This window comes from Methylobacterium currus (assembly GCF_003058325.1).
Lineage (GTDB): Bacteria > Pseudomonadota > Alphaproteobacteria > Rhizobiales > Beijerinckiaceae > Methylobacterium > Methylobacterium currus.
On record NZ_CP028843.1, the window covers coordinates 4,213,962 to 4,238,940 of the forward strand.

Genomic DNA, 24,979 nt, shown 5'->3' on the forward strand with positions numbered 1-24,979 from the left:
CTGTCCCCCGGAGCCTATCCGTCAGACGGCGCGGGGGCGCGCTCCTCCACGGCCGATGCCGTCGAGGAATATCGGCGCGCTCACGCCTCGGCACGTCGATGCATGAGCGTTCGGCGCATCGGCGCCCCTTCGGGCTCAGCCGGCGCCGTCGAACAAGTCCGCCCGAAGGCGCTGCGGGATAAGCGGAGGGCGTTTTCCCTCGTTTCGCGGCGCAACATCTGGCCTCGACCGGCGGATTCTGCTAGGCGCGCCCGAAATTCCTGCGCCGGCTCGGTGTCTGTCCCGGGCCTGCCCCCACGACCGAAAGACCCGGTGTCATCATGGCGAGCGACCTCTCCCGCATCTCCCGCGCGCTCCTCTCCGTCTCGGACAAGACCGGGCTGGTGGAGTTCGCGCGCGCGCTGGCCGCCCGCGGCGTCACCCTGGTCTCGACCGGCGGCACCCACCGGGCCCTCACCGAGGCGGGGCTGACCGTGACAGAGGTCTCCGACCTCACCGGCTTCCCCGAGATGATGGACGGGCGGGTCAAGACCCTGCATCCGGGGGTGCATGGCGGCCTGCTCGCGATCCGCGACAACCCGGAGCACCAGGCCGCCATGCTGGCCCACGGCATCGCGGCGATCGACCTCCTGGTCGTCAACCTCTACCCGTTCGAGGCGACGCTCGCGGCCGGAAAGCCGGCGGCGGAGTGCATCGAGAACATCGATATCGGCGGCCCGGCGATGATCCGCGCCGCCGCCAAGAACCACAAGGACGTCGCGGTCGTGGTCGACGTCGCCGATTACGACGCGGTGCTCGCCGACCTCGACGCCCATGACGGCGCCGTCACCTTCGCGACCCGCCGGCGCCTGGCCCAGAAGGCCTATGCCCGCACCGCCTCCTACGACGCCGCCATCGCGACCTGGCTCGCCGGCGAGATCGAGGCCGCGCCCGAGAGCCAGACCGTCCGGGCGCCAGCATTTCAGGCACTTGGCGGGACGCTCGCGCAAGGGCTGCGCTACGGCGAGAACCCGCATATGAAGGCTGCGTTCTACCGCACCGCCGGCGCCCCGCGCCCGGGCGTCGCGACCGCGCGCCAGCTCCAGGGCAAGGAGCTATCCTACAACAACCTCAACGACACCGACGCCGCCTACGAGGCGGTGAGCGAGTTCGACCCGGCCCGCACGGCGGCCGTGGTCATCGTCAAGCACGCCAATCCCTGCGGCGTCGCGGAGGGCGCGAACCTGCTCGAGGCCTATGAGCGGGCCCTGCGCTGCGATCCGGTCTCGGCCTTCGGCGGCATCGTGGCGCTCAACCGCACCCTCGACGCCGAGGCGGCGCGGAAGATCGTCGAGGTCTTCACGGAGGTGATCATCGCCCCGGACGCCACCGAGGAGGCGGTCGCGATCGTCGCCGCCAAGAAGAACCTGCGCCTGCTCACCGCCGGCGGCCTCGCCGATCCCCGTGCCCCGGGTCAGGCCTGGCGCACGGTGGCGGGCGGCTTCCTGGTGCAGGACCGCGACAACGCCGTCGTGGACGACATGCCGCTCAAGGTCGTGACCAAGCGGGCACCGAGCGAGGCCGAGTTGTCGGACCTGCGCTTCGCCTTCCGGGTCGCCAAGCACGTGAAGTCGAACGCCATCGTGTACGCGAAGGACGGCGCCACGGTGGGGATCGGTGCCGGTCAGATGTCCCGGGTCGATTCCTCGCGCATCGCCGCCTGGAAGGCGGCCGAGGCCGCCAAGGCCGCCGGGCTCCCTGAGAGCCTCGCCCGCGGCGCGGTGGTGGCCTCCGACGCGTTCTTCCCCTTCGCCGACGGCCTGCTCGCCGCGGCCGAGGCCGGCGCCACGGCGGTGATCCAGCCCGGCGGCTCGATGCGCGACGACGAGGTGATCCGCGCCGCCGACGAGGCCGGCCTCGCCATGGTCCTCACCGGCTTCCGCCACTTCCGGCACTGACCCCATCGAGGCCGGCCCGTTGACCGGCGGGCCGGCCTCTGCCACCCGGCCCGTTGACCGACGGGCCGGCCTCGGCCACCCGGCCCGTTGACCGACGGGCCGGCCTCGGCCAAGCCTCGCCGGAGCGTGACGACGGGCGGGGGCTTTCGAGGATGCGGCTGGACGAACATCCCCTGCGGGCCCGGGTGCTGGCGGAGGTTCACGCCCGGCCGTTCACCCCGGTCAAGACGCCGCGCCGCTTCCTGCACTACGCTTTCCTGACCGATGGCGAGGCGGCCGCCTCCGACCGCGACGCGCTGGAGTCCTATTGCGCCGGCCTCGGCCATCCCGGCCCGGCGCCGGGGGCCAAGCAGCACCGGGTGGTCTTCTCCGGCGCCGTCCTGCGGTGGGAGAGCCACAGCGAGTTCACCACCTATACCTGGGAATACGGCGACGCCCTCGGCCACGCCTTCCAGCCCCAGCCCGACGCGCTGGAAGGCGCGATGGGGGAGGTGACGCAGCCCGGCCCGCTCCTCGTCGCGGTCGACCTGCACCTCCTGCCGGCGGTCGAGGGCGGGCTGCCGTCCGAGATCGTCTCGACCTTCAACGCCGCCTCGCTGGCCATGGCGGAGGCCGAGGGCGGAGCGGCGGTGATCGCCACCGACTTCCAGCCCGATCCCTACGGCTATGTCCGCATCGTCGTCGCCGACCGGCGGCTCAGCCGGCTCGGGGCCGGCGCCCTGATCCAGCGCCTGCTCGAGATCGAGACCTACCGCACGCTGGCGCTCCTCGGCCTGCCGGAGGCGCAGAGCCTGGGGCCCACGATCCGGCGGATCGAGACCGAGCTGCCCACCCTGATGGAGGCGATGCGCACCAGCGAGGGCTTCGCCGAGAACCACGCCCTGCTCGACCGGCTGATCGCCCTCGCCGCCGAGCTGGAAGCCGGGTCGTCCCGCACGATGTTCCGCTTCGGCGCGACGCGGGCCTATGACGAACTGGTGCGGTTGCGCCTCTCGGCGGCGGGCGAGCACGCGCTGCCCGGACAGACGAGCTGGTCGATGTTCCTCGCACGGCGCTACAATCCGGCGATCCGCACCTGCCTGGTCACCGCCGACCGCCAGGACCTGCTCTCCCGCCGCCTCGCCCGCGCCGCGCAGATGCTGCGCACCCGGGTCGACATCGAGCTGGAGCGCCAGAACCAGGCCCAGCTCCAGGCGATGAACGACCGGGTTCGGCTGCAATTGCGCCTCCAGCAGACCGTCGAAGGCCTCTCGGTCGCGGCGATCACCTACTACGTGGCGAGCCTCGTCCACCATGTGCTGGAGGGCGCGCACCATGCCGGGATACCGGTCGACGCGACGATCGGGACCGCGGTGGCGGTGCCGCTGGTGCTGGTGGGCGTGTGGTGGACGGTGCGGCGGATCCGGCGGATGCATGCGGAGCCGGGCGGGCATTGAGGGGCAGAGAACTGTCGAACGAATAAGAAGCCTCGGGGAGTCTGCCGGCGATACTATGCGTCACCAGTCCCCCAGGGCGGCGTGCGCGCGGCGATGTTCACGATTTCAGGCACGAGAGTCGCAGGAGCGGACAGGATCGCCGTGAAGTGCGCCTAGGCTTCCCGGTGAGAGGTGGATCACCCGAGGGCCCTGCTCGTCATCGCTGTCAGACAGACCGCCATGCACCGGGACAGACGTCGTCCTCATTCGTCATGCTCATCGAGCCTCTCCCCGGTCCGAGGATGCATCCGGCGATCACTGCCGCAAGCCTTACCCGGCGGCAGAGAAGGGCGGCAGCCAAGGCCGCCGCCCTCATCCCATCAATGGGCGTGCGCCCCGGTCGCCCCGATGCCGGTCTCGGATCGCACGTACTGCGCCTCGAAAGCCGCCCGCTCGCGCTTCGCCCGGGCGCTGTTGTCCATTTTCGACACGAGCCAGATGCCGAGGAAGGCGATCGGCATCGAGAACAGGGCCGGGTTGTCGTAGGGGAAGAGCGCGGCCGGATGGCCGAAGGTGGTGACCCACACCGCCTTCGACAGCACCACCATGACGACCGCGGTGACGAGGCCGACGAGGCCGCCGACCAGGGCGCCGCGCGTCGTGGTGCCCTTCCACAGGATCGACATCGCCAGGACCGGGAAGTTGCAGCTCGCCGCCACCGAGAAGGCGAGGCCGACCATGAAGGCGACGTTCTGGTTCTCGAACACGTAGCCGAGATAGATCGCCACGAGGCCGATCACCACCGCGGCCCCCTTGGACAGGTTGACCTCGGTGCGCTCCGTGGTGCGGCCGCGGGCGAAGACCTGGGCGTAGAGGTCGTGGCTCACCGCCGAGGCCCCGGCGAGCGTCAGGCCGGCCACCACCGCCAGAATGGTCGCGAAGGCCACCGCCGAGATGAAGCCGAGGAAGTACGGGCCGGCCACCGCGTTGGCGAGGTTCACCGCCACCATGTTGGTCGAGCCGTTCATCCCGGCGATCTTGTCGTAGGTGCCGTCGGCCGCGAGCTTGAAGTAGCTCGGATCCGACATCAGCAGGGCGATGCCGCCGAAGCCGATGATGAAGGTGAGGATGTAGAAGTAGCCGATCAGGCCGGTGGCGTAGAACACCGACTTGCGGGCCGCCTGCGCATCCGAGACGGTGAAGAAGCGCATCAGGATGTGCGGCAGGCCGGCCGTGCCGAACATCAGGCCGATGCCGAGGGAGATCGTGTCGATCGGGTTCGCCACCGGGCTCTTGGGACTTCCGCTCGGGCCCATGATCGCGTCGCCGTTGGGGTGGACGCGGGTGGCGGCGGCAAACAGCTTCTCGGGGCTGAAGCCGTACTTGTAGAGCACGGCGCCCGCCATGAAGGTCGCGCCGAACAGGAGCAGGCAGGCCTTGATCACCTGCACCCAGGTCGTCGCCTTCATGCCGCCGAAGGCGACGTAGACGATCATCAGGAGGCCGACGATCACCACCGCGTAGAGGTAGGGCAGGCCGAACAGGAGCTGGATCAGCTTGCCGGCGCCGACCATCTGGGCGATCAGGTAGAACGCCACCACCACCAGGGTGCCGGTCGCCGACAGGATGCGGATCCGGGTCTGGTCGAGGCGGAAACTCGCCACGTCGGCGAAGGTGAACTTGCCGAGGTTGCGCAGGCGCTCGGCGATCAGGAACAGCACGATCGGCCAGCCGACCAGGAAGCCGGTCGAGTAGATCAGCCCGTCGAAGCCGAAGCTGTAGACCATGCCGGAGATGCCGAGGAACGACGCCGCCGACATGTAGTCGCCGGCAATCGCCAGCGCGTTGGTGCCGGCCGAGATGCCGCCGCCGGCGGCGTAGAAGTCGGCGGCCGACTTCGAGCCCTTGGCCGCCCGGTAGGTGATGCCGAGGGTGAACAGAACGAAGAACAGGAACATGCCGATGGCCGGCCAGTTCGTGGCCTGCTGCTGCACGGCGCCGAGGTCGGGACCGGCCGCGAGGACGGCCGTGGGGGCGAGGAGCGCGAGGGCTCCCAAGACGAGACGGCGCGAGATGGGACGGTGCATGGCGAGGCGGCTCATCGGCCGAGCTCCCGGTTCAGATCGCGGGTGAGGTCGTCAAAACGGCCATTGGCGCGGAAGACGTAGATCCCGGTGAGCAGGAAGGCGATCAGGATCACCCCGATGCCGAGCACCAGGCCGAGCGAGATCGTGCCGCTGACCTTCGTCGCCATCAGGCCGTGCGCGAAGGCGATGAGCAGGATGAAGACCAGGTAGATCGCCAGCATCGTGCCGGACAGGATCCAGGCGAAGCGGGTGCGCTCATGGACCAGCTCGCGGAATCGCGGGCTCGCCAGAACCCGTGCGGTGTCTGCCTCTGCCATCGGCGGGCCTCCCTTTGTCTCGCTTTTGCGGCCGGACACGATTCTGCCCCGCCCCGGCTCGTAGAGTGTCGGGCCGCGAAGCTCATGCTCCGGTCATTACTATGCTTTCGCCCGCTCTCGCCGGGCCGACGTCTTGCACGGCCGACTCAAGCCGAGTGTGCATGATGCGACGCAATAATCGGATGACCTGAAATTGCTGCGAATGCCAGCATAAAGAGACTGAGAAAGCTCTTCCTACGACGAAGGTCTGATAAGCGCGGCGCTTTTCGTCCGGATGACAAGCCGGGGCCCGTTCGTGGGTCCCGGCGTCACGATCACCTCGTCAGCGCCACGTGCTCACGGTCACTTGGTGCGGTTCTGACGGTTCTCGATCAGGTCGTCGACCACCGCGGGCTCGGCGAGCGTCGAGGTGTCGCCGAGCGAGGAGAACTCGTCCTCGGCGATCTTGCGCAGGATGCGGCGCATGATCTTGCCGGAGCGGGTCTTGGGCAGGCCCGGGGCGAACTGGATCAGATCGGGCGAGGCGATCGGCCCGATATCCTTGCGCACCCAGGCCACCAGCTCCTTGCGAAGTGCGTCCGAAGGCTCCTCGCCCTGCATCAGGGTGACGTAGGCGTAGATGCCCTGGCCCTTGATGTCGTGGGGATAGCCCACCACCGCGGCTTCCGACACCTTCGGGTGAGCGACCAGCGAGGACTCGACCTCCGCGGTGCCCATCCGGTGGCCCGAGACGTTGATGACGTCGTCGACCCGGCCGGTGATCCAGTAATAGCCATCCGCGTCGCGCCGGCAGCCGTCGCCCGAGAAGTACCGGCCCGGGAAGGTCGAGAAGTAGGTCTGCACGAAGCGCTCGTGGTCGCCCCACACCGTGCGCATCTGGCCCGGCCAGGAATCGTCGATGCAGAGATTGCCCTCGCAGGCCCCCTCCAGCACCTTGTTGTCGGCATCGACCACCACCGGCTTGACGCCGAAGAACGGCCGCGTCGCCGAGCCGGGCTTGAGCGGCGTGGCGCCGGGCAGCGGGGTGATCAGGATGCCGCCGGTCTCGGTCTGCCACCAGGTGTCGACGATCGGGCAGCGCTCGTCGCCGACGACCCGGTAGTACCACTCCCAGGCCTCCGGGTTGATCGGCTCGCCGACCGAGCCGAGCACGCGCAGGGTCTTGCGGGACGTCTTCTTCACCGGCTCCTCGCCGGCGCCCATCAGCGAGCGGATCGCGGTCGGGGCGGTGTAGAAGATGTTGACCTTGTGCTTGTCGACGACTTCCCAGAACCGGGAGATCGACGGATAGGTCGGGATGCCCTCGAACATCAGGGTCGTGGCGCCGTTCGCCAGCGGCCCGTACAGGATGTAGGAATGACCGGTGACCCAGCCCACATCGGCGGTGCACCAGTAGATGTCGCCCTCGTGATAGTCGAAGACGTATTGGTGCGTCATCGCGGCGTAGACGAGATAGCCGCCGGTGGTGTGAACGACACCCTTCGGCTGGCCGGTCGAGCCCGAGGTGTAGAGCAGGAACAGCGGGTGCTCGGCCTCGACATGGGCGACCGGGCACTCGTCCGTGACCTGGGCAGCGGCGTCGTCGTAATAGACGTCGCGGACGGGATCCATCTCGACGGCGCCGCCGGTGCGGCGCACCACGATGACGTGGTCGACGCTGTCGGCGGGCAGACGCTGGATCGCCGCGTCGACATTGGCCTTCAGCGGCACCTTGCGGCCGCCGCGCAGGCCCTCGTCGGCGGTGATGACGAGCTTTGAGTCGCAGCCCTGGATGCGGCCGGCGAGGGAATCGGGCGAGAAGCCGCCGAACACCACCGAGTGGATGGCGCCGAGCCGGGCGCAGGCCAGCATCGCGAACGCGGCCTCGGGGATCATCGGCAGGTAGATCGTGACCCGGTCGCCCTTGGAGACGCCACGGTTGCGAAGGACGTTGGCCATCCGGCACACTTCCGCGTGCAACTCGCGGTAGGTAATGTGGCGCGATTCCGACGGGTCGTCGCCCTCCCAGATGATCGCGACCTGGTCGCCGCGCGTGGCGAGGTGACGGTCGATGCAATTGTGGGCGGCATTGGTGACGCCGTCCGAGAACCACTTGATCGAGACGTCGCCGGGGCCGAACGACGTCTCCTTGACCTTGGCGTAGGGCGTGAACCAGTCGATCCGCTTGCCGTGCTCGCGCCAGAACGCCTCCGGATCGCGAATCGAGGCCTCGTACCAGGCCCGATACTTCGCCTCGTCGATATGCGCCCGCGCGCGCGCATCCTGGGTGACCTCGACGACCCGCTGGTTCATGGCGCTCCTCCCCTGTCTGGTCGCTCCGGCCGCAGGCGCGGCGACCGGGCCGATTGCGGTCGGTTTAGGCGCCTGCTCGCTGCGTCTGCAACCGATCATTCCGTCTAATGCAGACCGGATTAATGCGCCCGATCGGCCGTGTCAGTTCTACTCGGTGCAGCCCGCGCAGATCCCGGTATCGATCTTGCGCTGAATCGCCCGGTCACGCTGCTGCAAGTCCGGCGTCAGACCGGCGTCGGGGCCCAGCGCCGCGCCAGGCGGCTTGGTCTGGCCGACGCCGGTGGTCTCGCGGGTGGCGGGGCCGAGCGAGCCGGTGATCCCGGGATCCCGCGCGGGCGGCATTTCTTGCGCGAGAAGCGGAGCGGGAGCGAGGGCTGCCGCCAGGAGGACGGCGAGACGATGCGTGCGGCGCATGGGACCTCCTTCCAGGGTTCAGGCTGGCACACCGGATCGATGCCCAAGATGTCCGAAATGAGAACGTGCTGTGAAGGCTCTGGTTTCCGGATCCGTTCGAGGCTTCGACATCTCCGGATGCCGCCCTGCATCATCCCGGGTCCGCGCGGCGGAAGCCAGGCTTCAGAGCCGCTGACGAGGCAAGACGAAGGGGGAGGCGGTCCGTTTCGTTCTCCAGCGTCAGCGTTTATGGATCCCGGGCGCTCGTCTTGGAGGAGTCCCGGGATGACGGAGACGGGTGTCGACGTGACTGCCGGCTCGACTGGCCGCTCCGATCGCTCAGGCTCGGGATGTCCGCTCGTCAGTAGGGCACCCGGTCGGCCTTGGCCTCGTAGCGCTCCCAGACCTCGATCGCCTCGGCGCGCATGATCTGCCGGATCGGGATCTTGCGCTGGTCCGCCGGCTTGCGGATCTCCTCGTAGATCATGCTGTCGTCGAAATTGCCGTGGCGAAGCGCGTCCTCGTTGGTCGAGGCGTAGAAGATCCGCGAGATGCCGGCCCAGTAAGCGGCCGCCATGCACATCGGGCAGGGTTCGGCGGACGTATAGAGGGTGGCGCCGGGCAGCTTGAAATTGCCCTCCTTCTTGCAGGCGTCGCGGATCGCCGCCATCTCGGCATGCCAGGTCGGATCGTTCTCGGCGACGACCCGGTTGGCGCCCTCGCCGACGATCTCACCGTCGCGCACGATCACCGCACCGAAGGCGCCGCCGGCGCTCTCGACGAGCGCGGTGCGCTCCGACAGCGCGATGGCGCGCGCCATGAAGGTCTCGTCGTCGGTCATCGGGGCTCCTCTCGGCTGACCTTGCGGCTGCCGGTGGGAGCATGGCGCCAGCGGGCGGAAAGGCAAGCGGGGAGGTGCGCCGTGCGGGCCGGACGCGGCGAAACGCGCCCTCCCACCGGAAACCTCCTCCCGAGGTTCCGGGTGGGAGAGCGGAGCAAGGGGTGTCCGGCCCTCAATACGTCCAGCGCTGCGCCTTCGCGACGAGAAAATCCCGGAAGGCCTGGACGCGGGCCACCGTCCGCATCTCCTCGGCATACACGAGGTAGCTCTCGAGGTTCGGCATCTCGTAGTCGCGCAGGACCTGCACCAGCTGCTCGTTCCCGTCCGCCACGTAGTCCGGCAGGATGCCGATGCCGGCGCCGGTCTCGACCGCGAGCTGGAGCGCCGAGATGTTGTTGACCGTGAAGTGGATGGTGCGGTGCTCGCGGCCCTCGCGGCCGACGGTGGAGAGCCAGTGGGTCGCCATCAGGTAGGAGGGCTGATCGCCGCCGAACGAGACCAGGCGGTGCTTGTCGAGGTCGTCGATCGTCTTCGGCTCCCCGAAGCGCTTCACGTATTCGAGCGAGGCGAACACGTGGTAGTGCACGGTGAACAGCCGGCGCTGGATCAGGTCCGGCTGGGCCGGGCGGCGCAGGCGGATCGCCACGTCGGCCTCGCGCATGGCGAGGTCGAGCTCTTCGTTGGTCAGGATCAGCTCGACGCGCACGTCCGGGTGCAGGTCGAGGAACTCGGCCACCCGCTGCGACAGCCAGGCGGTGCCGAGGCCGACGGTCGTCGTCACCTTGAGGTCGCCCGAGGGCCGCTCGCTGGTCTCGACGAGGCGGGCCCGGGTGGTCTCCAGCCGCATCTTCATGTCCCGGGCGGCCCGGAACAGCAGGTCGCCCTGCTCGGTCAGGATCAGCCCGCGGGCGTGGCGGTGGAACAGCGGCGCCTTCAGCTCGCGCTCCAGCGCGCTGATCTGGCGGCTGACGGCCGACTGGCTGAGCCCGATGTCGTCGCCCGCCTTGGTGAAGCTGCCGGCTTCGGCGACGTTGAGGAAAATCCGGATCTTGTCCCAGTCCACGGCCGTCAAACCCCTCGCCAGAGCCCCGGCCGGCCTGAAGAGGAGCCGGTGAGTTCAGAGCGAACGCCAAAGGCCGGGACCGGGGCGCATCCCCGGCCCCGGTACAACTCGCCTACTCGGCCGCGGCCTGGCACGGCTCTTCGCCGACAGCCAGGTTGGCCAGGTACTTCTCCGCTTCGAGGGCAGCCATGCAGCCCATCCCGGCGGCGGTGATCGCCTGCCGGTAGACGTCGTCGGTCACGTCGCCCGCCGCGAACACGCCGGGAATCGCCGTCATGGCGGTGCCGGGCGTCACCTCGAGGTAGCCGCCGGCCCGGAAGGGCAGCTGCCCCTCGAACACGGCGGTCGCCGGCTGGTGGCCGATGGCGACGAACACGCCGTCGGCCTTGCGCTCGGTGATCGCCCCGGTGACGGTGTCGCGCAGGCGGACATGGGTAACCGAGGGGGCCGGCTTGTCGCGGCCGCAGATCTCGTCCACCGCGTGGTTCCACACCACCTCGACATTCGGGTGCTTGAACAGGCGCTCCTGCAGGATGCGCTCGGCGCGGAAGGTGTCGCGCCGGTGCACGACCGTGACCTTCGAGGCGAGGTTGGCGAGGTAGAGCGCCTCCTCGACCGCGGTGTTGCCGCCGCCGACCACCACGACCTCCTTGCCCCGGAAGAAGAACCCGTCGCAGGTGGCGCAGGCCGAGACGCCGAAGCCCTGGAACTTCGCCTCGGAGGGCAGGCCGAGCCATTTCGCCTGGGCGCCGGTGGCGATGATCAGCGCGTCGCAGGTGAAGACCGCGCCGGAATCGGCCTCGAGCCGGAACGGCCTTTGCGCCAGGTCGACCTTGGCGATGTATTCCGAGACGATCCGGGTGCCGACATGCTCGGCCTGGAGCCGCATCTGCTCCATCAGCCACGGGCCCTGGATCGCCTCGGCAAAGCCCGGATAGTTCTCGACGTCGGTGGTGATCATCAGCTGGCCGCCGGGCTGAAAGCCCGAGATCAGCAGCGGCTCGACCATGGCGCGGGCGGCGTAGATCGCGGCGGTGTACCCGGCGGGGCCGGAGCCGACGATCACGAGCTTCTCGTGCTGGGGAGCCTGCTTGGTGGTGGACATACGGATCTCCGGGGCTGCCGCCAAGCAGGCTCTAACGAGCCGTTCGGCGGGCGAGCGCGTCGCGATGCCCGATATAGGCATTCGCCACAGCCTGCGCGATCGCGAGTGTCATGTCTAAGGGCTTGGACGGCAACGACTCAACCCGTCCGTCGAAGACATGCACAGTTCCGTGCCGTTTCAGCGCCTCGAACAGCGGCCGGTGGCGGGCGTAGAGGTTCCGCGGCTCGAACAGCAGCACCGGGACGCCGGCGGCGCAGGCCTCCGTCACCATGTTGGCCGAATCGGCCGTCGCCACGATCGTGTCGGCCAGCGCCAGCATCGCCAGGTAGGGATTCGCGCCGCTGCCGTCCCAGAAGAAGCCGCCGCGACCCCGGGCCAGGTCGGCCAGTCCCGCCCGCAAGCGGTCGGGCGTGCGCCGGGAGGCGGTGATCATCAGGCTCGCCTCGCCGGCCAGGCGCTCCAGCCCGGCGAGCAGGGCTCGCGCGTCTTCCTCCGGGAAGCGCCCGTGCCGGCTGTCGCCGCCGACCAGCACCGCGGCCCGGGGGGAGGGCAGGCCGGCGAGACGCGGGTCGGGATCGGCTCGCGCGGCGGCGAGGCGGGTGGGGGAGACGGGGTGCGGGCCGGTCTCGGTGACGACCACGTTGGGGGCGCGCAAGCGGTCGTGGGACGGCACCCAGATCAGGTCGGCCGCCCGCGCGCCGATCCGGGGGTCGCGCAGGAACACGGTGAAGGTCCTGGCCCCCGAGCGGCTTTTGACCGCGCGCAGTGCCGGCACCGCCCGGCGCCCGGTCGCGATGGCGAGGTCGGGCCAGGGTGCTGTCAGCGCTCGCTCCCGCGGATCGGCCGGACCGCGGGGGGCGAGCCAGGAGAAGGGCGGGCGCGGCGCGATCACCCGCTCCTCCGCCATGACCCCGAGGGCCTCGGCGAGGCCGCGGCAGGGCGCGAGGTCGCCGGCCTTGCCGTCGGTGATCAGCCAGGCCGTGGTACCGGCCGGCAGAAGGGGTGAGAGGGAGGCCACGGGCCCGCGATGCGGCGCCGGGACAAGATCTGTCAAGCGCCAGGTCTTCCGCCAGGTCTTCAAGGGTTCGGGCCATCACCCGATTGCGCCCCGCTCCGCCGATGCTCTACGAGGGCCGGCATGGCACCCGTCGTTCGCTTCGCTCCCTCGCCCACCGGCTTCCTCCATATCGGCAATGCCCGGCCGGCCCTGTTCAACGCGCTGTTCGCCCGCCGGGAGGGCGGCCGGTTCTGGCTGCGCCTCGACGACACCGACACGGCGCGCTCGACGGCCGAGTTCGCTGCGGCGATCGAGGAGGATCTCGGCTGGCTCGGCATCGTGCCGGACGGGATGTTTCGCCAGTCGGAGCGCCTGGCGATCTACGACGCGGCTGCCGAGCGGTTGAGGGCGGCGGGCCGGCTCTACCCGGCCTACGAGACCGCCGAGGAGCTGGAGCGTCGTCGCCGGCGCCAGCTCGGCCGCGGCCTGCCGCCGGTCTACGACCGCGCCGCCCTGAAGCTGACGCCGGAGGAGCGCGCCGCCTTCGAGGCGGAAGGGCGCCGGCCGCATTGGCGCTTCCGCCTCGATCCCGGCACGGTGACCTGGGACGACCTGGTGCGCGGGCCCTGCCACGTCGAGGCCGACAGCCTCTCCGACCCGGTCCTGATCCGCGAGGACGGCAGCTACCTCTACACCCTGCCTTCTGTCGTTGACGATGCCGAGACCGGCGTCACCCACGTGATCCGCGGCGAGGACCATGTCACCAACACGGCGGTCCAGATCCAGATCTTTTCGGCGCTGGGGGCTCCGGTGCCGGTCTTCGCCCACCACAACCTCCTCACCACGGCGAGCGGCGAGGGGCTGTCGAAGCGCCTCGGCCACCTCTCCCTGCGGGGCCTGCGCGCCTCCGGCTACGAGCCCATGGCCGTCGCGGCGCTGGCGGTCCTGACCGGCTCGGCCGAGGCGGTGCGGCCGGTGGCCGATCTCGACGAGCTGGCCGCCCTCGTCGATCTCGCCCATGTCTCGCGGGCCCCGGCGAAGTTCGACGAGCACGAGCTCGACGGACTCAACGCCCGCGTCGTCCACGGCCTGTCCTACGCGGCGGTGGCCGACCGGCTCACCGCCCTCGGGGTCGCGCCGGAGCGGGCCCAAGCCTTCTGGGAGGTGGTGCGGGCGAACCTCAACCGGGTGTCGGATGCCGCCGAGTGGTGGCGCGTGGTGCAGGGCCCGGTGACGCCGGTGACCGGCGAGACGCCGGATCTCCTTACCGTCGCCCGCGAGTCGCTGCCGCCGGAGCCATGGGATGCCGGCACCTGGAAGCAAGTGACGGAGGCCGTGCGCACCGCCACCGGCCTCAAGGGCAAGGCGCTGTTCCTGCCCCTGCGCCTCGCGCTCACCGGCCTCGACCACGGCCCGGACCTCGCCGGCCTGCTGCCGCTGATCGGCCGGGAGCGGGCGCTGGCGCGGTTGAAGGGGGAGGTGGCGTGAGCCTTGGCTTCTGCACGTTGCAGAAGCATCACGCCGACACCTCTTCCCTTCGTCCTGGGGCTCTCGCCTGTGCGAGCTCCAGGACGAAGGAAATCAAGACCGGCTTGCGACCGTCGTCCTTCGCGCGGTCGCCATTCGATCTCCCCCGATCCCGACCGAGTTCGACCTAACCCACCACCGGCCACGGCCTCAACGCCGGCCGGATCCGCTCGAACGCCCGCGCCAGCCGCAGCACCCCGACATCGTCGAAGCGCTTCCCGGCGATCTGCAGGCCGACCGGCAGCCCGTCCGGCGTGAAGCCCGCCGGGACCGAGATCGCCGGCTGCTCCGACATGTTGAACGGCACCGTGTAGGCGATGTGGGCCATCGCCCGGGCCGGGTCGTTGGTCGGCGAAGCGTGCTCGGCCGGGAAGGGCGGGTTCGGTGAGACCGGGCCGATCAGGAAGTCGAACGGCCGGACCGCCGCGAGCGCGGCGTCGCGCATCGCCGCCATCTGGCTCATGCCGTGGAAGACCGCCGCGCCGCTCAAACCGCGCCCGCCCGCCGCCCAGTCGCGGATGAACGGCAGCACGCGGGCGCGCCGCGCCTCGTCCAGCGCCTCGATGTCGAGGGAGGCGCGCTGGCGCCAGAACAGGTCGAGCCCGTCGAGCATCGCCTGGCTGAGGAAGGCCGGGACCGGATCGACGATCGCGCCGGCCTCGGCGAGCAGCCGGACCGCCGCCTCCACCACCGCGCGGTTCGCCGGGTCGAGGGGAAGGCCCGCCGCACTCTCCATCACCAGCCCGAGGCGCAGGCCCTTCAGCTCCAGGCCGTCGAGGTCGAGCCAGGGCAGGGCGGCCGGCGGCAGGGCGGTGGGGTCGCGGTCGTCCGGGCGGCTGATGCTGCGCATCGCCAGCGCCGCATCCGCGACGCTGCGGGTGAGGGGGCCGGCGCAGCGGCCGTAGAATGCGTTGTCGAGGGGCACCCGGCCGTGGCTCGGCTTGTGGCCGACAATGCCGCACCAGGAGGCGGGCAGCCGGATCGAGCCGCCGATATCGGTGCCGAGATGGATCGGTCCGTAGCCCGCCGCCGCAGCGGCGCCCGCGCCGGCCGAGGAGCCGCCCGGGCCCTTGGTCAGGTCCCAGGGGTTGCGGGCGAGGGGGTGGAAGCTCGACAGCCCTGAGGACAGCATGCCGTAATCCGGCATGGTGGTGCAGGCGACGATCACCGCCCCGTCCTCGCGCAGGCGGGCGGTGGCGGGCGCGTCGCGCGGGCTCGGCGGCGCGTCGTCCCGGGCGGCGGTGCCGAGCGGCATCGGCACGCCCGCGACGGCGATGTTCTCCTTGATGGTGACCGGCACCCCGTCGAGGGGCAGGGCCTCGCCCTTCATCCACCGCGCCTCGGAGGCGCGGGCCGCCGCCAGGGCCGCCTCCGGCGCGAAGGCGTAGAGCGCGTGCAACTGCGGCTCGGCGGCCTCGGCCCGGGCGATCACGGCCTGAGTCACCGCGACCGGCGAGAGGGCGCGGCTCGCGTAGAGGCTCAGGAGCGCGGTGGCGGTCAGGTCGGCGGGGTTCGTGGCGGAGGGCGGGGTCGCCATCGTCTCAGCGCGCCTCGGGCGTCTTGTCGGGGCGCCCGGCCAGGGCGACGTAGAAGCCGAGGCCGTCCTGGGCCGGCAGGGTCTGGAGCCGCTCGACCCAGCCGCGGCGCTTGGCGTCGAGGAGCTGGCGGCCGACCGGTTGGAACAGGGTCTCGCCGCCGCCGGGGGTCGGTCCGTCGAGGCGCACCGCCACGGTCTTGCCCTTGGCGAAGCGGCTGCGCTCCAGCATGTCGGCGAGCGAGGCCTCGGCCTGCGGCCGGGGCGCGCCGCGCAGGTCGAGCACCGATTCGGCGTCGGTCACCCCGAGGGAGCCGCGCAGCTTGTTGGCGTAGAATTCATCGAAATGGGGCAAGGGCGGCTCGGGATCAGAGGGGGATGTCTTCGTAGAGGGCGGCGACCGGAATTGCCCCGTCGAGATCCGGCAGCGGGATCACGTCGTCCCGGCCGAGGACGCGCACGGTCGCATCAGGGCCATTCCCCCGCGACCACAGCTCGACCCGGGCTTCGTCGGAATAGACGATCAGGTAGGCCCGCAGCGTCTGAAGGCCCTGGTAGAAAGCCGCCTTGCGGCCCCGGTCGTTGTTCATGGTCGAGGGCGACAACACCTCGGCGATGAGGATCGGGTCGCGGGCATAGCCGTCGGGGAGGAGCGGGCCGCAGCGGACGACGACATCGGGGATCGGCGCGTAATCGTCGACGAAGTCGTTCCGCAGCCCGAGCCCGGGCAGGGCCCGGCATCCGAACTTCGCCGCGAGCGGTCGCAGCGCAGAAATCAGGTTGCTGACGATCTGCTGATGGCGCTCGCCCGGCGGCGCCATCAGCACCGCCTCACCGTCGAGAAGCTCCCAGCGCTCCTCGTCCGGGCGGTCGCGGATCATCTCGATGAATTCGGCGACCCGCATCCGCGGGGCGCGCCGCAGCGCGAGCGACATGACGGCTCCCTGTCACCGCCCCGATCGTAGCACCGGGCGGGGACGGGCGACAGCCTGCGGCGGTGAGGCACCGCGCCCGAAGATCGGGCGCGGTGCCGCAGATCCCTGCTTTAAGCCCCGTGCACCAGCACGTTGCGGAACTGCCAGGGATCGCTCTCGTCGATGTCCTCCGGGAAGAGGCCCGGGCGGCCCGCGAGCGGGGTCCAGTCGGTGTAGACCCCGATCACCGGACCGAGATACGGCGTCTGCACCTCGAGGCAGCGGCGGAAATCGACCTCGTCGGCCTCGACGATGCCGGCCTCGGGGTTCTCCAGTGCCCAGACCATCCCGGCGAGCACGGCGGAGGTCACCTGCAGGCCGGTGGCGTTCTGGTAGGGGGCGATGCGGCGGGTCTCCTCGATGGAGAGCTGCGAGCCGTACCAGTAGGCGTTCTTGCCGTGGCCGTAGAGCAGCACGCCGAGCTCGTCGATGCCGTCGACGATCTCGTTCTCGTCGAGGATGTGCTGCTTCTCCTGCACCTTGCCGGCCTGGCCCCACATCTCGTGCAGCGACAGCACCGCCTCGTTGCAGGGATGGTAGGCGTAGTGGCAGGTCGGCCGGTAGACCGGCTTACCGTCCTGGCGCACCGTGTAGTAGTCGGCGATCGAGATCGCCTCGTTGTGGGTGACGAGGAAGCCGAACTGCGCCTGCGCGGTCGGGGTCCAGGAGCGCACCCGGGTGTCGGCGCCGGGCTGGAGCAGGTAGATCGCCGGCGCGTCGTTCGGGAGCGTGCGGCCGTTCTCGGGCATCCAGGTCTCGTGGGTGCCCCAGCCCAGCTCCGCCGGCTGGTTGCCCTCGGACACGAAGCCCTCGACCGACCAGGTGTTGACGAAGACGCCCTGCGGCTTCTCCGACTTGGCGCGCTGGGTGTCGCGCTCGGCGATGTGGATGCCCTTGACGCCGGTCTCGCGCATCAGCGCGGCCCATTCCTCGCGGGTCTTCGGCTCGGGCGTCTGCAGGCCGAGATCGGCCGCGACGTTGAGGAGCGCCTGCTTGACGAACCACGACACCATGCCGGGATTGGCGCCGCAGCACGACACCGCGGTCGGGCCGCCGGGCTTGCGGCGGCGGGCGTCGAGGACCTGCTCGCGCAGGGCGTAGTTGGTGCGGTCGGCCGGCCCGGCATTCTTGTCGAAGTAGAAGCCCGGCCACGGCTCGGCGACGGTGTCGATGTAGAGCGCGCCGATCTCGCGGCACAGCTCCATGATGTCCCGCGAGGACGTGTCGACCGAGAGGTTGACGCAGAAGCCCTGGCCGCCGCCCTCGGTGAGCAGGGGCGTCAGAACCTCGCGATAATTGTCCTTGGTCAGCGCCACCTGCTCAAAGCGCAGGCCGTGCTTGTCGGCGAGCGCCTTGTGGGCGTCCGACGGCTCCACCACCGTGAACCGGGCCTTGTCGTAGGTGAAGTGGCGCTCGATCAGGGGCAGGGTGCCCCGGCCGATCGAGCCGAAGCCGATCATCACGATGGGGCCGCTGATGCGGCCGTGGACGGGCCAGTCGGTCATGGCGCTCAAAGTCTCCGGATAGTGTTCGCTGTGTGCCCCGCCTGCGGGGCGATGCCCCCCGAGCCGGTCGGCTCGCCTAGCAGGCCAGCATGACGCGCGGGCGACGGGGCCAGCGTCCGGGTGATTGACGCGTCGGGTCCCCCGGGTCAACCCCGGTCAACCCGTTGGTCCGCCACGCGCAAGCGTCACCGCCGGCTTAACGGCGGCGGCGGATTCGGCATGCCGGATTCGCATGGCGCCGCTGCACCGGCGACGCTTGTGTGCGGCGCGGCAGAGTCCATATTGCGTTGCAACAAGAACATTGGAAACGCCCGCGCGCAATCTCTCGAGGAGATCCCCATGCTCGCGGTCATCACTCACTCGCTCATCACCCCCGCCGAGGAGCGCTCCGACATGGAGCCCGGCATCCTCACGCTCGTCAGCCGCATCGTCCATGCGGTCCACGCCGCCAACCAGCGCCGCCAGGAGCAGCGCATCGGCGAGTTCGTGGAGACCCGCGGCGGCCGCATCACCGACGATCTCGAGCGCCAGATCGGTCAGTACTTCTGCTGATCGCTCCGCCCCGGCGCGCCGGGGCGACGCACTCGGACATTCAAGCAGGCGCCGGGGGCGAGGCAAACGCCCCTCAGGCGCCTTCTTCGTGTCGGGGGTTCCGGCACGCCGAGGGCCACGGCCTCGTCGTGAGGCCGGTGCCTCACTCGACACGCCCCAGGATCACGTGCCGTCCCGCCACCGCCTCCAGCCCAACCTGGTAGGCTGCCAGAACCTCGGCCTCCGCTCGCGCGGCCGCCGCCTCGCTGCGGGCATGCACCACCGCGAGGGGTCTCTCCGGCCCGACTTCGGCGCCGACCGGCGCGAGGTCGGTGAGGCCGACGGCGTGGTCGATCCGGTCCTCCGGTCGGGTGCGGCCACCGCCGAGGCCGATCACCGCGACGCCGATCGCCCGCGTGGCGATGGCGGCGACATGGCCCCCCCGAGGCGGCAAGACCCGGCGCGTCACGGGGGCGGCCGGCAGGTGGCGCTCCGGATGCGCGACGAGGTCGGACGGCCCGCCGAGGGCCGCCACCATGCGCGAGAAGGTCTCGGCGGCGCGGCCCGAGGCCAGGGCCTCCTCCAGGCGCGCGGTTGCGGACGGGATGTCGGGGCTCAAGCCTCCGAGGACCAGCATCTCGGCGCCGAGCGCCAGGGTGACGGCGTGGAAGCGCGGCTCGCGCCGGCGGCCGGTCAGGTAGTCGACGGCGTAGGCCACCTCGCCGGCATTGCCGGCGACGGACGCGAGCGGCTGGTCCATGTCGGTCAGGAGGGCGCGGGTCGGTAGGCCGGCGCCGTTCGCGACCGTGACCAGGCTCTCGGCGAGGCCATAGGCTTCCTCCGTGCGCGCCATGAAGGCGCCGGATCCCGCCTTCACGTCCATCACGAGGCCCTGCAGGCCGGCGGCGAGCTTCTTCGCCAGGATCGAGGCGGTGATCAGGTCGAGGGATTCGACCGTGCCGGTGACGTCGCGGATGGCGTAGAGCCGCCGGTCGGCGGGGGCGAGGTCCGGGGTCTGCCCGATCACCGCGCAGCCGACCTCGCGGGTGACGCGCCGAAAGAGGTCGACCTCCGGCTGCGAGACGTAGCCCGGGATGCTGTCGAGCTTGTCGAGGGTGCCGCCGGTATGGCCGAGGCCGCGGCCCGCGATCATCGGCACGTAGCCGCCGCAGGCGGCGACCATCGGGGCGAGGGGCAGGCTCACCGTGTCGCCGACGCCGCCGGTCGAGTGCTTGTCGACGACCGGGCCGGGCAGGTCCCAGTCGAGCACCGTGCCCGAGCGCATCATCGCCCGGGTCAGCGCCACCCGCTCCGGCAGCGACAGGCCGCGGAAGAACACCGCCATGGCGAAGGCCGCCGCCTGCCCTTCGGTGACCCGTCCGTCGGTCAGGCCCGCGATGAAGGCCTCGATCGCCTCCGGCGGCAATGCGTGGCCGTCGCGCTTGAGGCGGATCAGTTCCTGCGGCAGCAGCGTCATGAGGGTGTCCCGGGAAGAGGAATCAGAGGTCGCCGGAGAGCAGGGCGGTCACGAGGCGCCCGACATCCTGCGCCGCCCGCGCCGCCACCCGCTTGGTCTCGGCGTGATGCGGGGCGCCGATCTCGGCGCCGGCTGCGAACCCCGCGGCGTAGTTCGTCACGAGCGAGAGCGCCGCGACCCTGAGGCCGAAGAAGCGGGCGAGGATCACCTCCGGCACCGTCGACATGCCGACGAGATCGGCGCCGAGGGTCTTTGCCATGCGGATCTCCGTCGGGGTCTCGAAGCTCGGACCCGAGAACCAGGCATAGACGCCTTCATGCAGCGGCACGCCGCTCGCGGCGGCGGCGGCCTTCAGCGCGGCCCGTAGAGCGGGATCGTAGGCATCGACCATCGGCACGAAGCGGGCATCGGAGGGCTCGCCGTAGAGCGGGTTCATCCCCGACAGGTTGACGTGGTCGGTGATCAGCGCGAGGCAGCCGGGGCCGGCCTCCGGGAGGAGCGAGCCGGCGGCATTGGTGAGGAGGAGGGGTGGAGCGCCGAGCGCCGCCACCACGCCGACCGGCACCCGCATCGTGGCGGCATCACCCTGCTCGTAGGGGTGGGCGCGGCCCTGGAACAGCAGCACAAGCCGCCCGCCGAGACGGCCCGCCACCAGCCGCCCGGCATGGCCGGAGACGCCGGAGGCCGGGAAATGCGGAATCTCGCCGTAGGGCAGGGAGACCGGATCCTCGATCCTGTCCGCCAGGGGTCCGAGGCCGGTGCCGGTGACGAGGGCGAGCGCGTAGGCGCCGCCGAATCCGCGCGCGCGCAGGAAAGCGGCAGCCTCGGCGACGAAGGCGTCGTCGGGCGGGACGCTCACGCGAGGTTGTCCGGCCCGAACGAGGCGGGCAGCAGCTCGTCCAGGGTGAAGGTTCTCCTCACCCCCTGCGGCCCCGCGACGTGGATCGGCGTGTGCGGCGCGGCGAATTCGCGGATGCGCTGGCGGCAGGCGCCGCAGGGGGTGACCAGGGCCTCGCCGTCCCCCAGCACCAGGATCGCCGCGATGCGCCGGCCGCCGGCCGCGACCATCGCCGCGATGGCGCCGGCCTCGGCGCAGGTGCCGACCGGGTAGGCGGCGTTCTCGACGTTGCAGCCGGCATGGACCGCCCCCGCCTCGTCGCGGAGCGCGGCGCCGACGCGGAACCGCGAATAGGGCGCGTGGGCCCGCGCCTGAGCCGCAAGAGCCGCCGAGAACAAGGCATCGGAGAACAGGGTGTCGGTCGAGCTCATCCGCGTCCCGCTGGCCGCCTCGGGGAAGTCCCGGATCATGGCTGCCTGAGCGCCCGCCGTCGAGCCCGTCGACAAGCCGCGCCGCGGGCCCTACACCCGCATTCTTTCCACCGAAAAGGAATGGGTCGATGCTCGGACGGTTCGAGCGCGGCGGGTCCGGCGAGGCCGTCGTGGAATATGGCGACAGCAACCTGCGAGTCGTGCGGCCCGGCCGGTTCGTGCGCTGCGCGGTGACCGGGGTCGAGATCCCCCTCGACGCCCTGCGCTACTGGAGCGTCGAGCGCCAGGAGGCCTATGCCGATCCCGACGCCGTGATGGTGCGCCTGCGCCAAGCCCCTCCGCATCAGGATTCAAAGACCGCGTAGCAGGGCGCTCACCGCGTCGGGCTCCTCGAGCGCCAGCCTCACCGGCAGGGTCGCCACCGGCAGCGCGGCGGGAAGCCGCACCCGGTCCTTCTCGGTCGTCACCAGCAGGAGGTCCTGGGCGGCGGCCTCCGCCGCGAGGGACTCGGCCTCGACGGCGGTGAAGGCGTGGTGGTCCGGGAAGGCGCGGGTCGCGCGCAGGTCGGCCCCGATCTCGCGCAGGGTCGCGAAGAACTTTTCGGGCCGTCCGATCCCCGCGAAGGCCAGGACCGGGCGCCCGCGCAACCGTCCGGCCGCCGCCGGATCGGGCAGGAGCCGGCCGCGCAGGGCCGGCAGGCCGCGGCGTTCCGCCTCCGCCAGCACCCGCGCGCCGGGCGCGCCGTCGCCGATCACCAGGGCGGCGTGGACTTGGCCCCACTGCGCCTCCGCGGGCGCCCGCAGCGGGCCGGCCGGAAACACCCGCCGGTTGCCGAGGCCCACCGCGCCGTCGACCACCGCGATCACTAAAGTCTTGGCGAGGCTCGGGTTCTGCAACCCGTCATCCATCACCACCACGTCGGCGCCGGCCTCGCGGCAGGCCCGCGCGCCCGCCACCCGGTCGCGGGACACGATCGCCGGGGCGGCGCGGGCGAGGAGCAACGGCTCGTCGCCGACCTCCGCCGCCCCGTGCCGCGCGGGGTCGACCCGCACCGGCCCGGTCAGGCGCCCGCCATAGCCCCGGCTCAGGAAGACCGGGCGCCGGCCGAGACCGCGGAGGAGGCCGGCCACCGCCAGGGCGGTCGGCGTCTTGCCGGCGCCGCCGAGGGTGAAATTGCCGATGCAGACCACCGGGCAGGGCGCCTCGGCGCCGGCCCGCGCCATCCGGCGGGCGGCGAGGCCCCCGTAGATCGCCCCCAAGGGGGCGAGCAGCCGGGCCGTCAGGGTCGCTTCGTCCCGCCACCAGAAGCCCGGCGCCTGGATCACGAGGCGAACCGCCCGGCGATCTTCAACTGGCAGATGAAGGGCTCGATCGCCGCCATCGCCCGGTCGGTCGCGCCGCCGGCGCTCTCGATCGCGGCGGCCCCCGCCCGGGCCATCGCCCGGCGGCCGGCGGGATCGGCGAGGAGCTGGTCGATCGCCGCGATCAGCTCCTGCCCGTCGCGCACGATCCGGGCGCCGCCGGCCCGGTCGAGCGTGCCGTAGACCGGGGCGAAGTTGCGCACATGCGGCCCGTACAGGATCGCGGCGCCGAGCCGGGCCGGCTCGATCGGGTTCTGGCCGCCGTGGCGGGCGAGCGAGCCGCCGACGAAGACGACCGGGCAGAGGCGGTAGAACAGGCCGAGCTCGCCCACCGTGTCGGCGACGTAGAGATCGACCTTGTCGTGCGGCTGCCCGCCGGTCGACCGGCGCCCGACGCGCAGGCCCGCCGACACCGCGTCGGCGGCGATGGCCGGCCCGCGGTCGGGGTGGCGCGGCACCACGATGGTGAGGAGGCCGGGATAGCGCCGCGCCAGGGCCCGGTGGGCCGCCGTCGCGGCCGCCTCCTCGCCCGGATGGGTCGAGGCCGCGAGCCAGACCGGGCGCCCGGCCATCACGCCCGCGAGCTGGCGCAGGGGCTCGGGATCCGCCGGCGGGGCCTCGGCATCGAATTTCAGGTTGCCGCCGAGCTCGACCCGGGGGGCGCCCAGCCGCGCGAAGCGCTCGGCCTCGTCCTGCGTCTGGGCGAGGCAGAGGGCGATGCGCGACAGGAGGGCGCGGGCCACCGTCGGGGTGCGCGCCCAGCCGCGGGCCGAGCGCTCGGACATCCGCCCGTTGACCAGGATCAGCGGCACCTCGCGCTCGTGCAGGGCCAGGATGGTGTTGGGCCACAGCTCCGATTCGGCGACCAGCGCCAGGTCCGGCTGCCAATGGTCGAGGAAACGGGCGAGGTAGCGTGGCGCGTCGAGGGGCGCGAACTGGTGCAGGGCGCCCCGGGGCAGCCGCCGCGCCAGCAGCTCCGCCGAGGTGCGGGTGCCGGAGGTGACGAGCACGGTGAAGCCGCGCCGGGTCAGGCGCTCGACGAGGCCGATGAGCGACAGGGCCTCGCCGATGCTGGCGCCGTGGGCCCAGACAAGGGGCCCGGCGGGCCGCGGCTTGCCGGGCCGCCCGGTGCGCTCGGGCAGGCGCACCGGATCCTCCTTGCCGCGCTGGCGCCGCCAGGCGAGCAGGCCGGCGAGCGCCGGCTCGCCGGCGATCAGGCCGTAATGATAGGCGCGCAGCAGCGCCGGCACATTCCCGCGCCTCATCGGGGGGAGGTCCGTCGTCCGGTCAGCACCGGATCGGTCCGGCCGACCTGCGCGAAGGCGCGGGCATGCACGGCGTCGAGATCGGCCTCGATGCGCAGGCGCGCCGCCTCGATTCCGCCTGCGTCGAGGTCGCGGGCGACGGTGATCGGCTCGCCGAAGGCCATCACGCCGCGGCCGAAGGGCAGGCCGAGGCTCGCCCGGTCCCAGCTGTCGAATTGCAGGTAGCGGCTCGTCACCACGGCGGTCGGCACCACCGGCCTGCCGGAGAGGCGCGCCAGCATCACGATGCCTTCGCCGCAGCGCCGCGACACCTTCGGCACGTCGGCGCTGAACGCCACGTTCTCGCCGTCCTCCAGCGCCTTCAGGCAGCCGCGCAGGGCCTGCACCCCGCCCTTGGCCCAGATGTCGCTCGCCCTCCGGGCGCCGGAGCCGCGGATGACCCGCACGCCCATCCGCTCCAGCACGGCGGTGTTCACCCCGCCGTCGAACGAGCGCGACACCATGGTGGCGGCCCGGTCCTCGGGCCGGCGCATGAAGGGCACCAGCAGGTGCTGCCCGTGCCACATCGCGATGATGAACGGCCGCAGGGGCGACAGCCAGTCATAGGCGCCGGGCGGATCGAGGGTGAAGCGGTTCGTGCCGCGCACCAGCTTCAGGTAGCTCGCGCCGAGGAAGCCGAGGCTCTCCTGGGCCGCCCGGCTGCGGGCGATGCGGGTGACGACGCTCATTCGGCCACTTCGTGGAGGAGAAACGCTTGCGTGAGGGACGCGGTGAATCCGGCCCGGCCCGGCTCCGCGAATCCGGGCGCCGTCATGCTCCGTTCGGGCCCGCGAGGCAACCGCCGCCACGTTGCACGCCCGTGCCGTTGCGTGCGGCACCGCACCCGCGGGGTGCTTGTGGAGAGATCCCCGCGCGGGCGGGGAAGCGGAGTTCTCGCCTCGGCCTATCCCGTCGAGCACCGGGCGATCCCCGCATAGACGGGGGAGCCAAAGCCCGGTCCCGCCAGGGAGGCGCCCATCCGAGTCGATCCCCGCGTAGGCGGGGGAGCCATCGTGATGGCCTGGTCCTTGTAGCCGGTGGCGGGTCGAT

General features: G+C 71.5%; 23 protein-coding genes and 1 CRISPR repeat array (1 of these 24 running past the window's edge). Of the genes, 5 read left to right on the plus strand and 18 right to left on the minus strand.

The features are described from left to right. The first annotated feature begins 320 nt into the window (after positions 1-320). On the plus strand, positions 321-1,937 hold the full coding sequence (gene purH / locus DA075_RS19640; RefSeq protein ID WP_099954644.1) for a bifunctional phosphoribosylaminoimidazolecarboxamide formyltransferase/IMP cyclohydrolase: 1,617 nt from the start codon (positions 321-323) through the stop codon (positions 1,935-1,937). Between the two features lie 152 nt (positions 1,938-2,089). After that, the gene (locus DA075_RS19645; protein WP_099954645.1) at positions 2,090-3,373 is read left to right on the plus strand and encodes a DUF3422 family protein; all 1,284 of its coding nucleotides are present in this window, start codon (positions 2,090-2,092) and stop codon (positions 3,371-3,373) included. 359 nt (positions 3,374-3,732) lie between these two features. Here DA075_RS19645 and DA075_RS19650 read toward each other — a convergent pair whose 3' ends face one another. From DA075_RS19650 to DA075_RS19685, 8 genes are all read right to left on the minus strand, one after another. Continuing rightward, a complete protein-coding gene (locus tag DA075_RS19650; RefSeq protein ID WP_164712552.1) occupies positions 3,733-5,439 on the minus strand; it encodes a cation acetate symporter in 1,707 nt (568 codons plus the stop codon). Between the two features lie 11 nt (positions 5,440-5,450). Further along, a complete protein-coding gene (locus tag DA075_RS19655; protein WP_099954646.1) occupies positions 5,451-5,756 on the minus strand; it encodes a DUF485 domain-containing protein in 306 nt (101 codons plus the stop codon). Positions 5,757-6,098: 342 nt separating this feature from the next. Next, on the minus strand, positions 6,099-8,048 hold the full coding sequence (gene acs, locus DA075_RS19660) for an acetate--CoA ligase (protein ID WP_099954647.1): 1,950 nt from the start codon (positions 8,046-8,048) through the stop codon (positions 6,099-6,101). Between the two features lie 147 nt (positions 8,049-8,195). Next, the gene (locus DA075_RS19665; RefSeq protein ID WP_099954648.1) at positions 8,196-8,462 is read right to left on the minus strand and encodes a hypothetical protein; all 267 of its coding nucleotides are present in this window, start codon (positions 8,460-8,462) and stop codon (positions 8,196-8,198) included. A 340-nt stretch (positions 8,463-8,802) separates the two neighbouring features. Next, positions 8,803-9,282, minus strand: a complete 480-nt coding sequence (locus tag DA075_RS19670) for a nucleoside deaminase (RefSeq protein WP_099954649.1) — start codon at positions 9,280-9,282, stop codon at positions 8,803-8,805. A 172-nt stretch (positions 9,283-9,454) separates the two neighbouring features. After that, entirely contained in the window at positions 9,455-10,345 is an 891-nt protein-coding gene (locus DA075_RS19675) for a LysR family transcriptional regulator (RefSeq protein ID WP_099956679.1), read from the minus strand. Between the two features lie 112 nt (positions 10,346-10,457). After that, positions 10,458-11,450 (minus strand): thioredoxin-disulfide reductase, encoded by a 993-nt coding sequence (gene trxB, locus DA075_RS19680; RefSeq protein ID WP_099954650.1) that lies wholly within the window; start codon positions 11,448-11,450, stop codon positions 10,458-10,460. Positions 11,451-11,481: 31 nt separating this feature from the next. After that, the gene (locus DA075_RS19685) at positions 11,482-12,504 is read right to left on the minus strand and encodes a mitochondrial fission ELM1 family protein (protein ID WP_244936226.1); all 1,023 of its coding nucleotides are present in this window, start codon (positions 12,502-12,504) and stop codon (positions 11,482-11,484) included. An 84-nt stretch (positions 12,505-12,588) separates the two neighbouring features. On the opposite strand from DA075_RS19685, the gene gltX reads away from it, so the two are divergent. Beyond that, positions 12,589-13,935: a glutamate--tRNA ligase gene (gltX, locus tag DA075_RS19690; protein ID WP_099954652.1), complete on the plus strand. Its 1,347-nt coding sequence runs from the start codon at positions 12,589-12,591 to the stop codon at positions 13,933-13,935. Between the two features lie 166 nt (positions 13,936-14,101). Here gltX and DA075_RS19695 read toward each other — a convergent pair whose 3' ends face one another. The 4 genes from DA075_RS19695 to DA075_RS19710 form a co-directional block, all read right to left on the minus strand. Further along, positions 14,102-15,511, minus strand: a complete 1,410-nt coding sequence (locus DA075_RS19695) for an amidase (protein WP_099954653.1) — start codon at positions 15,509-15,511, stop codon at positions 14,102-14,104. A gap of 4 nt (positions 15,512-15,515) precedes the next feature. Next, a complete protein-coding gene (locus DA075_RS19700; RefSeq protein WP_099954654.1) occupies positions 15,516-15,863 on the minus strand; it encodes a hypothetical protein in 348 nt (115 codons plus the stop codon). A 13-nt stretch (positions 15,864-15,876) separates the two neighbouring features. Beyond that, a complete protein-coding gene (locus tag DA075_RS19705) occupies positions 15,877-16,443 on the minus strand; it encodes a Uma2 family endonuclease (protein ID WP_099954655.1) in 567 nt (188 codons plus the stop codon). Between the two features lie 110 nt (positions 16,444-16,553). Next, positions 16,554-17,987: a homospermidine synthase gene (locus tag DA075_RS19710; RefSeq protein WP_099954656.1), complete on the minus strand. Its 1,434-nt coding sequence runs from the start codon at positions 17,985-17,987 to the stop codon at positions 16,554-16,556. A gap of 339 nt (positions 17,988-18,326) precedes the next feature. Here DA075_RS19710 and DA075_RS19715 point away from each other — a divergent pair, with 339 nt between their 5' ends. Continuing rightward, the gene (locus DA075_RS19715) at positions 18,327-18,539 is read left to right on the plus strand and encodes a hypothetical protein (protein WP_099954657.1); all 213 of its coding nucleotides are present in this window, start codon (positions 18,327-18,329) and stop codon (positions 18,537-18,539) included. A gap of 142 nt (positions 18,540-18,681) precedes the next feature. On the opposite strand, the gene deoA is transcribed toward DA075_RS19715, so the two are convergent. Genes deoA through cdd form a run of 3 tightly spaced genes read right to left on the minus strand, consistent with a single transcriptional unit; the run spans position 18,682 to position 21,264 of the window. After that, positions 18,682-19,995, minus strand: a complete 1,314-nt coding sequence (deoA, locus tag DA075_RS19720) for a thymidine phosphorylase (RefSeq protein ID WP_099954658.1) — start codon at positions 19,993-19,995, stop codon at positions 18,682-18,684. A gap of 22 nt (positions 19,996-20,017) precedes the next feature. Continuing rightward, positions 20,018-20,854, minus strand: coding sequence for a purine-nucleoside phosphorylase (locus DA075_RS19725; RefSeq protein ID WP_099954659.1), 837 nt, complete (start codon positions 20,852-20,854; stop codon positions 20,018-20,020). Continuing rightward, on the minus strand, positions 20,851-21,264 hold the full coding sequence (cdd, locus tag DA075_RS19730) for a cytidine deaminase (protein ID WP_099956680.1): 414 nt from the start codon (positions 21,262-21,264) through the stop codon (positions 20,851-20,853). The genes DA075_RS19725 and cdd overlap by 4 nt, the downstream gene beginning before the upstream one ends. A gap of 128 nt (positions 21,265-21,392) precedes the next feature. Between cdd and DA075_RS19735 the strand changes: the two genes are divergently transcribed. Continuing rightward, positions 21,393-21,629 (plus strand): DUF2093 domain-containing protein, encoded by a 237-nt coding sequence (locus DA075_RS19735; RefSeq protein ID WP_099954660.1) that lies wholly within the window; start codon positions 21,393-21,395, stop codon positions 21,627-21,629. On the opposite strand, the gene lpxK is transcribed toward DA075_RS19735, so the two are convergent. The 3 genes from lpxK to DA075_RS19750 are packed head-to-tail and all read right to left on the minus strand — an operon-like array spanning position 21,615 to position 24,618. Beyond that, positions 21,615-22,586: a tetraacyldisaccharide 4'-kinase gene (gene lpxK, locus DA075_RS19740; RefSeq protein ID WP_099956681.1), complete on the minus strand. Its 972-nt coding sequence runs from the start codon at positions 22,584-22,586 to the stop codon at positions 21,615-21,617. The genes DA075_RS19735 and lpxK overlap by 15 nt on opposite strands. Beyond that, positions 22,586-23,890 carry a 3-deoxy-D-manno-octulosonic acid transferase gene (locus DA075_RS19745; RefSeq protein ID WP_099954661.1) on the minus strand — a complete coding sequence of 435 codons (1,305 nt, stop codon included), beginning with the start codon at positions 23,888-23,890 and terminating at the stop codon, positions 22,586-22,588. The genes lpxK and DA075_RS19745 overlap by 1 nt, the downstream gene beginning before the upstream one ends. Next, complete coding sequence (locus DA075_RS19750) at positions 23,887-24,618, minus strand: lysophospholipid acyltransferase family protein (RefSeq protein ID WP_099954662.1); 732 nt, start codon at positions 24,616-24,618, stop codon at positions 23,887-23,889. Before DA075_RS19750 ends, DA075_RS19745 begins: the two co-directional genes overlap by 4 nt. Before the next feature lie 231 nt (positions 24,619-24,849). Continuing rightward, positions 24,850-24,979: direct repeats of the CRISPR family, unit length 29 nt (it continues 1,973 nt past the right edge of the window).

Coding starts and splice junctions, on each gene's coding strand:
- purH (WP_099954644.1), top strand. CDS start 321: ATGGCGAGCGACCTCTCCCGCATCTCCCGCGCGCTCCTCTCCGTCTCG.
- DA075_RS19645 (WP_099954645.1), top strand. CDS start 2,090: ATGCGGCTGGACGAACATCCCCTGCGGGCCCGGGTGCTGGCGGAGGTT.
- DA075_RS19650 (WP_164712552.1), bottom strand. CDS start 5,439: ATGCACCGTCCCATCTCGCGCCGTCTCGTCTTGGGAGCCCTCGCGCTC.
- DA075_RS19655 (WP_099954646.1), bottom strand. CDS start 5,756: ATGGCAGAGGCAGACACCGCACGGGTTCTGGCGAGCCCGCGATTCCGC.
- acs (WP_099954647.1), bottom strand. CDS start 8,048: ATGAACCAGCGGGTCGTCGAGGTCACCCAGGATGCGCGCGCGCGGGCG.
- DA075_RS19665 (WP_099954648.1), bottom strand. CDS start 8,462: ATGCGCCGCACGCATCGTCTCGCCGTCCTCCTGGCGGCAGCCCTCGCT.
- DA075_RS19670 (WP_099954649.1), bottom strand. CDS start 9,282: ATGACCGACGACGAGACCTTCATGGCGCGCGCCATCGCGCTGTCGGAG.
- trxB (WP_099954650.1), bottom strand. CDS start 11,450: ATGTCCACCACCAAGCAGGCTCCCCAGCACGAGAAGCTCGTGATCGTC.
- gltX (WP_099954652.1), top strand. CDS start 12,589: ATGGCACCCGTCGTTCGCTTCGCTCCCTCGCCCACCGGCTTCCTCCAT.
- DA075_RS19695 (WP_099954653.1), bottom strand. CDS start 15,511: ATGGCGACCCCGCCCTCCGCCACGAACCCCGCCGACCTGACCGCCACC.
- DA075_RS19705 (WP_099954655.1), bottom strand. CDS start 16,443: ATGTCGCTCGCGCTGCGGCGCGCCCCGCGGATGCGGGTCGCCGAATTC.
- DA075_RS19710 (WP_099954656.1), bottom strand. CDS start 17,987: ATGACCGACTGGCCCGTCCACGGCCGCATCAGCGGCCCCATCGTGATG.
- DA075_RS19715 (WP_099954657.1), top strand. CDS start 18,327: ATGCTCGCGGTCATCACTCACTCGCTCATCACCCCCGCCGAGGAGCGC.
- deoA (WP_099954658.1), bottom strand. CDS start 19,995: ATGACGCTGCTGCCGCAGGAACTGATCCGCCTCAAGCGCGACGGCCAC.
- cdd (WP_099956680.1), bottom strand. CDS start 21,264: ATGAGCTCGACCGACACCCTGTTCTCCGATGCCTTGTTCTCGGCGGCT.
- DA075_RS19735 (WP_099954660.1), top strand. CDS start 21,393: ATGCTCGGACGGTTCGAGCGCGGCGGGTCCGGCGAGGCCGTCGTGGAA.
- DA075_RS19745 (WP_099954661.1), bottom strand. CDS start 23,890: ATGAGGCGCGGGAATGTGCCGGCGCTGCTGCGCGCCTATCATTACGGC.
- DA075_RS19750 (WP_099954662.1), bottom strand. CDS start 24,618: ATGAGCGTCGTCACCCGCATCGCCCGCAGCCGGGCGGCCCAGGAGAGC.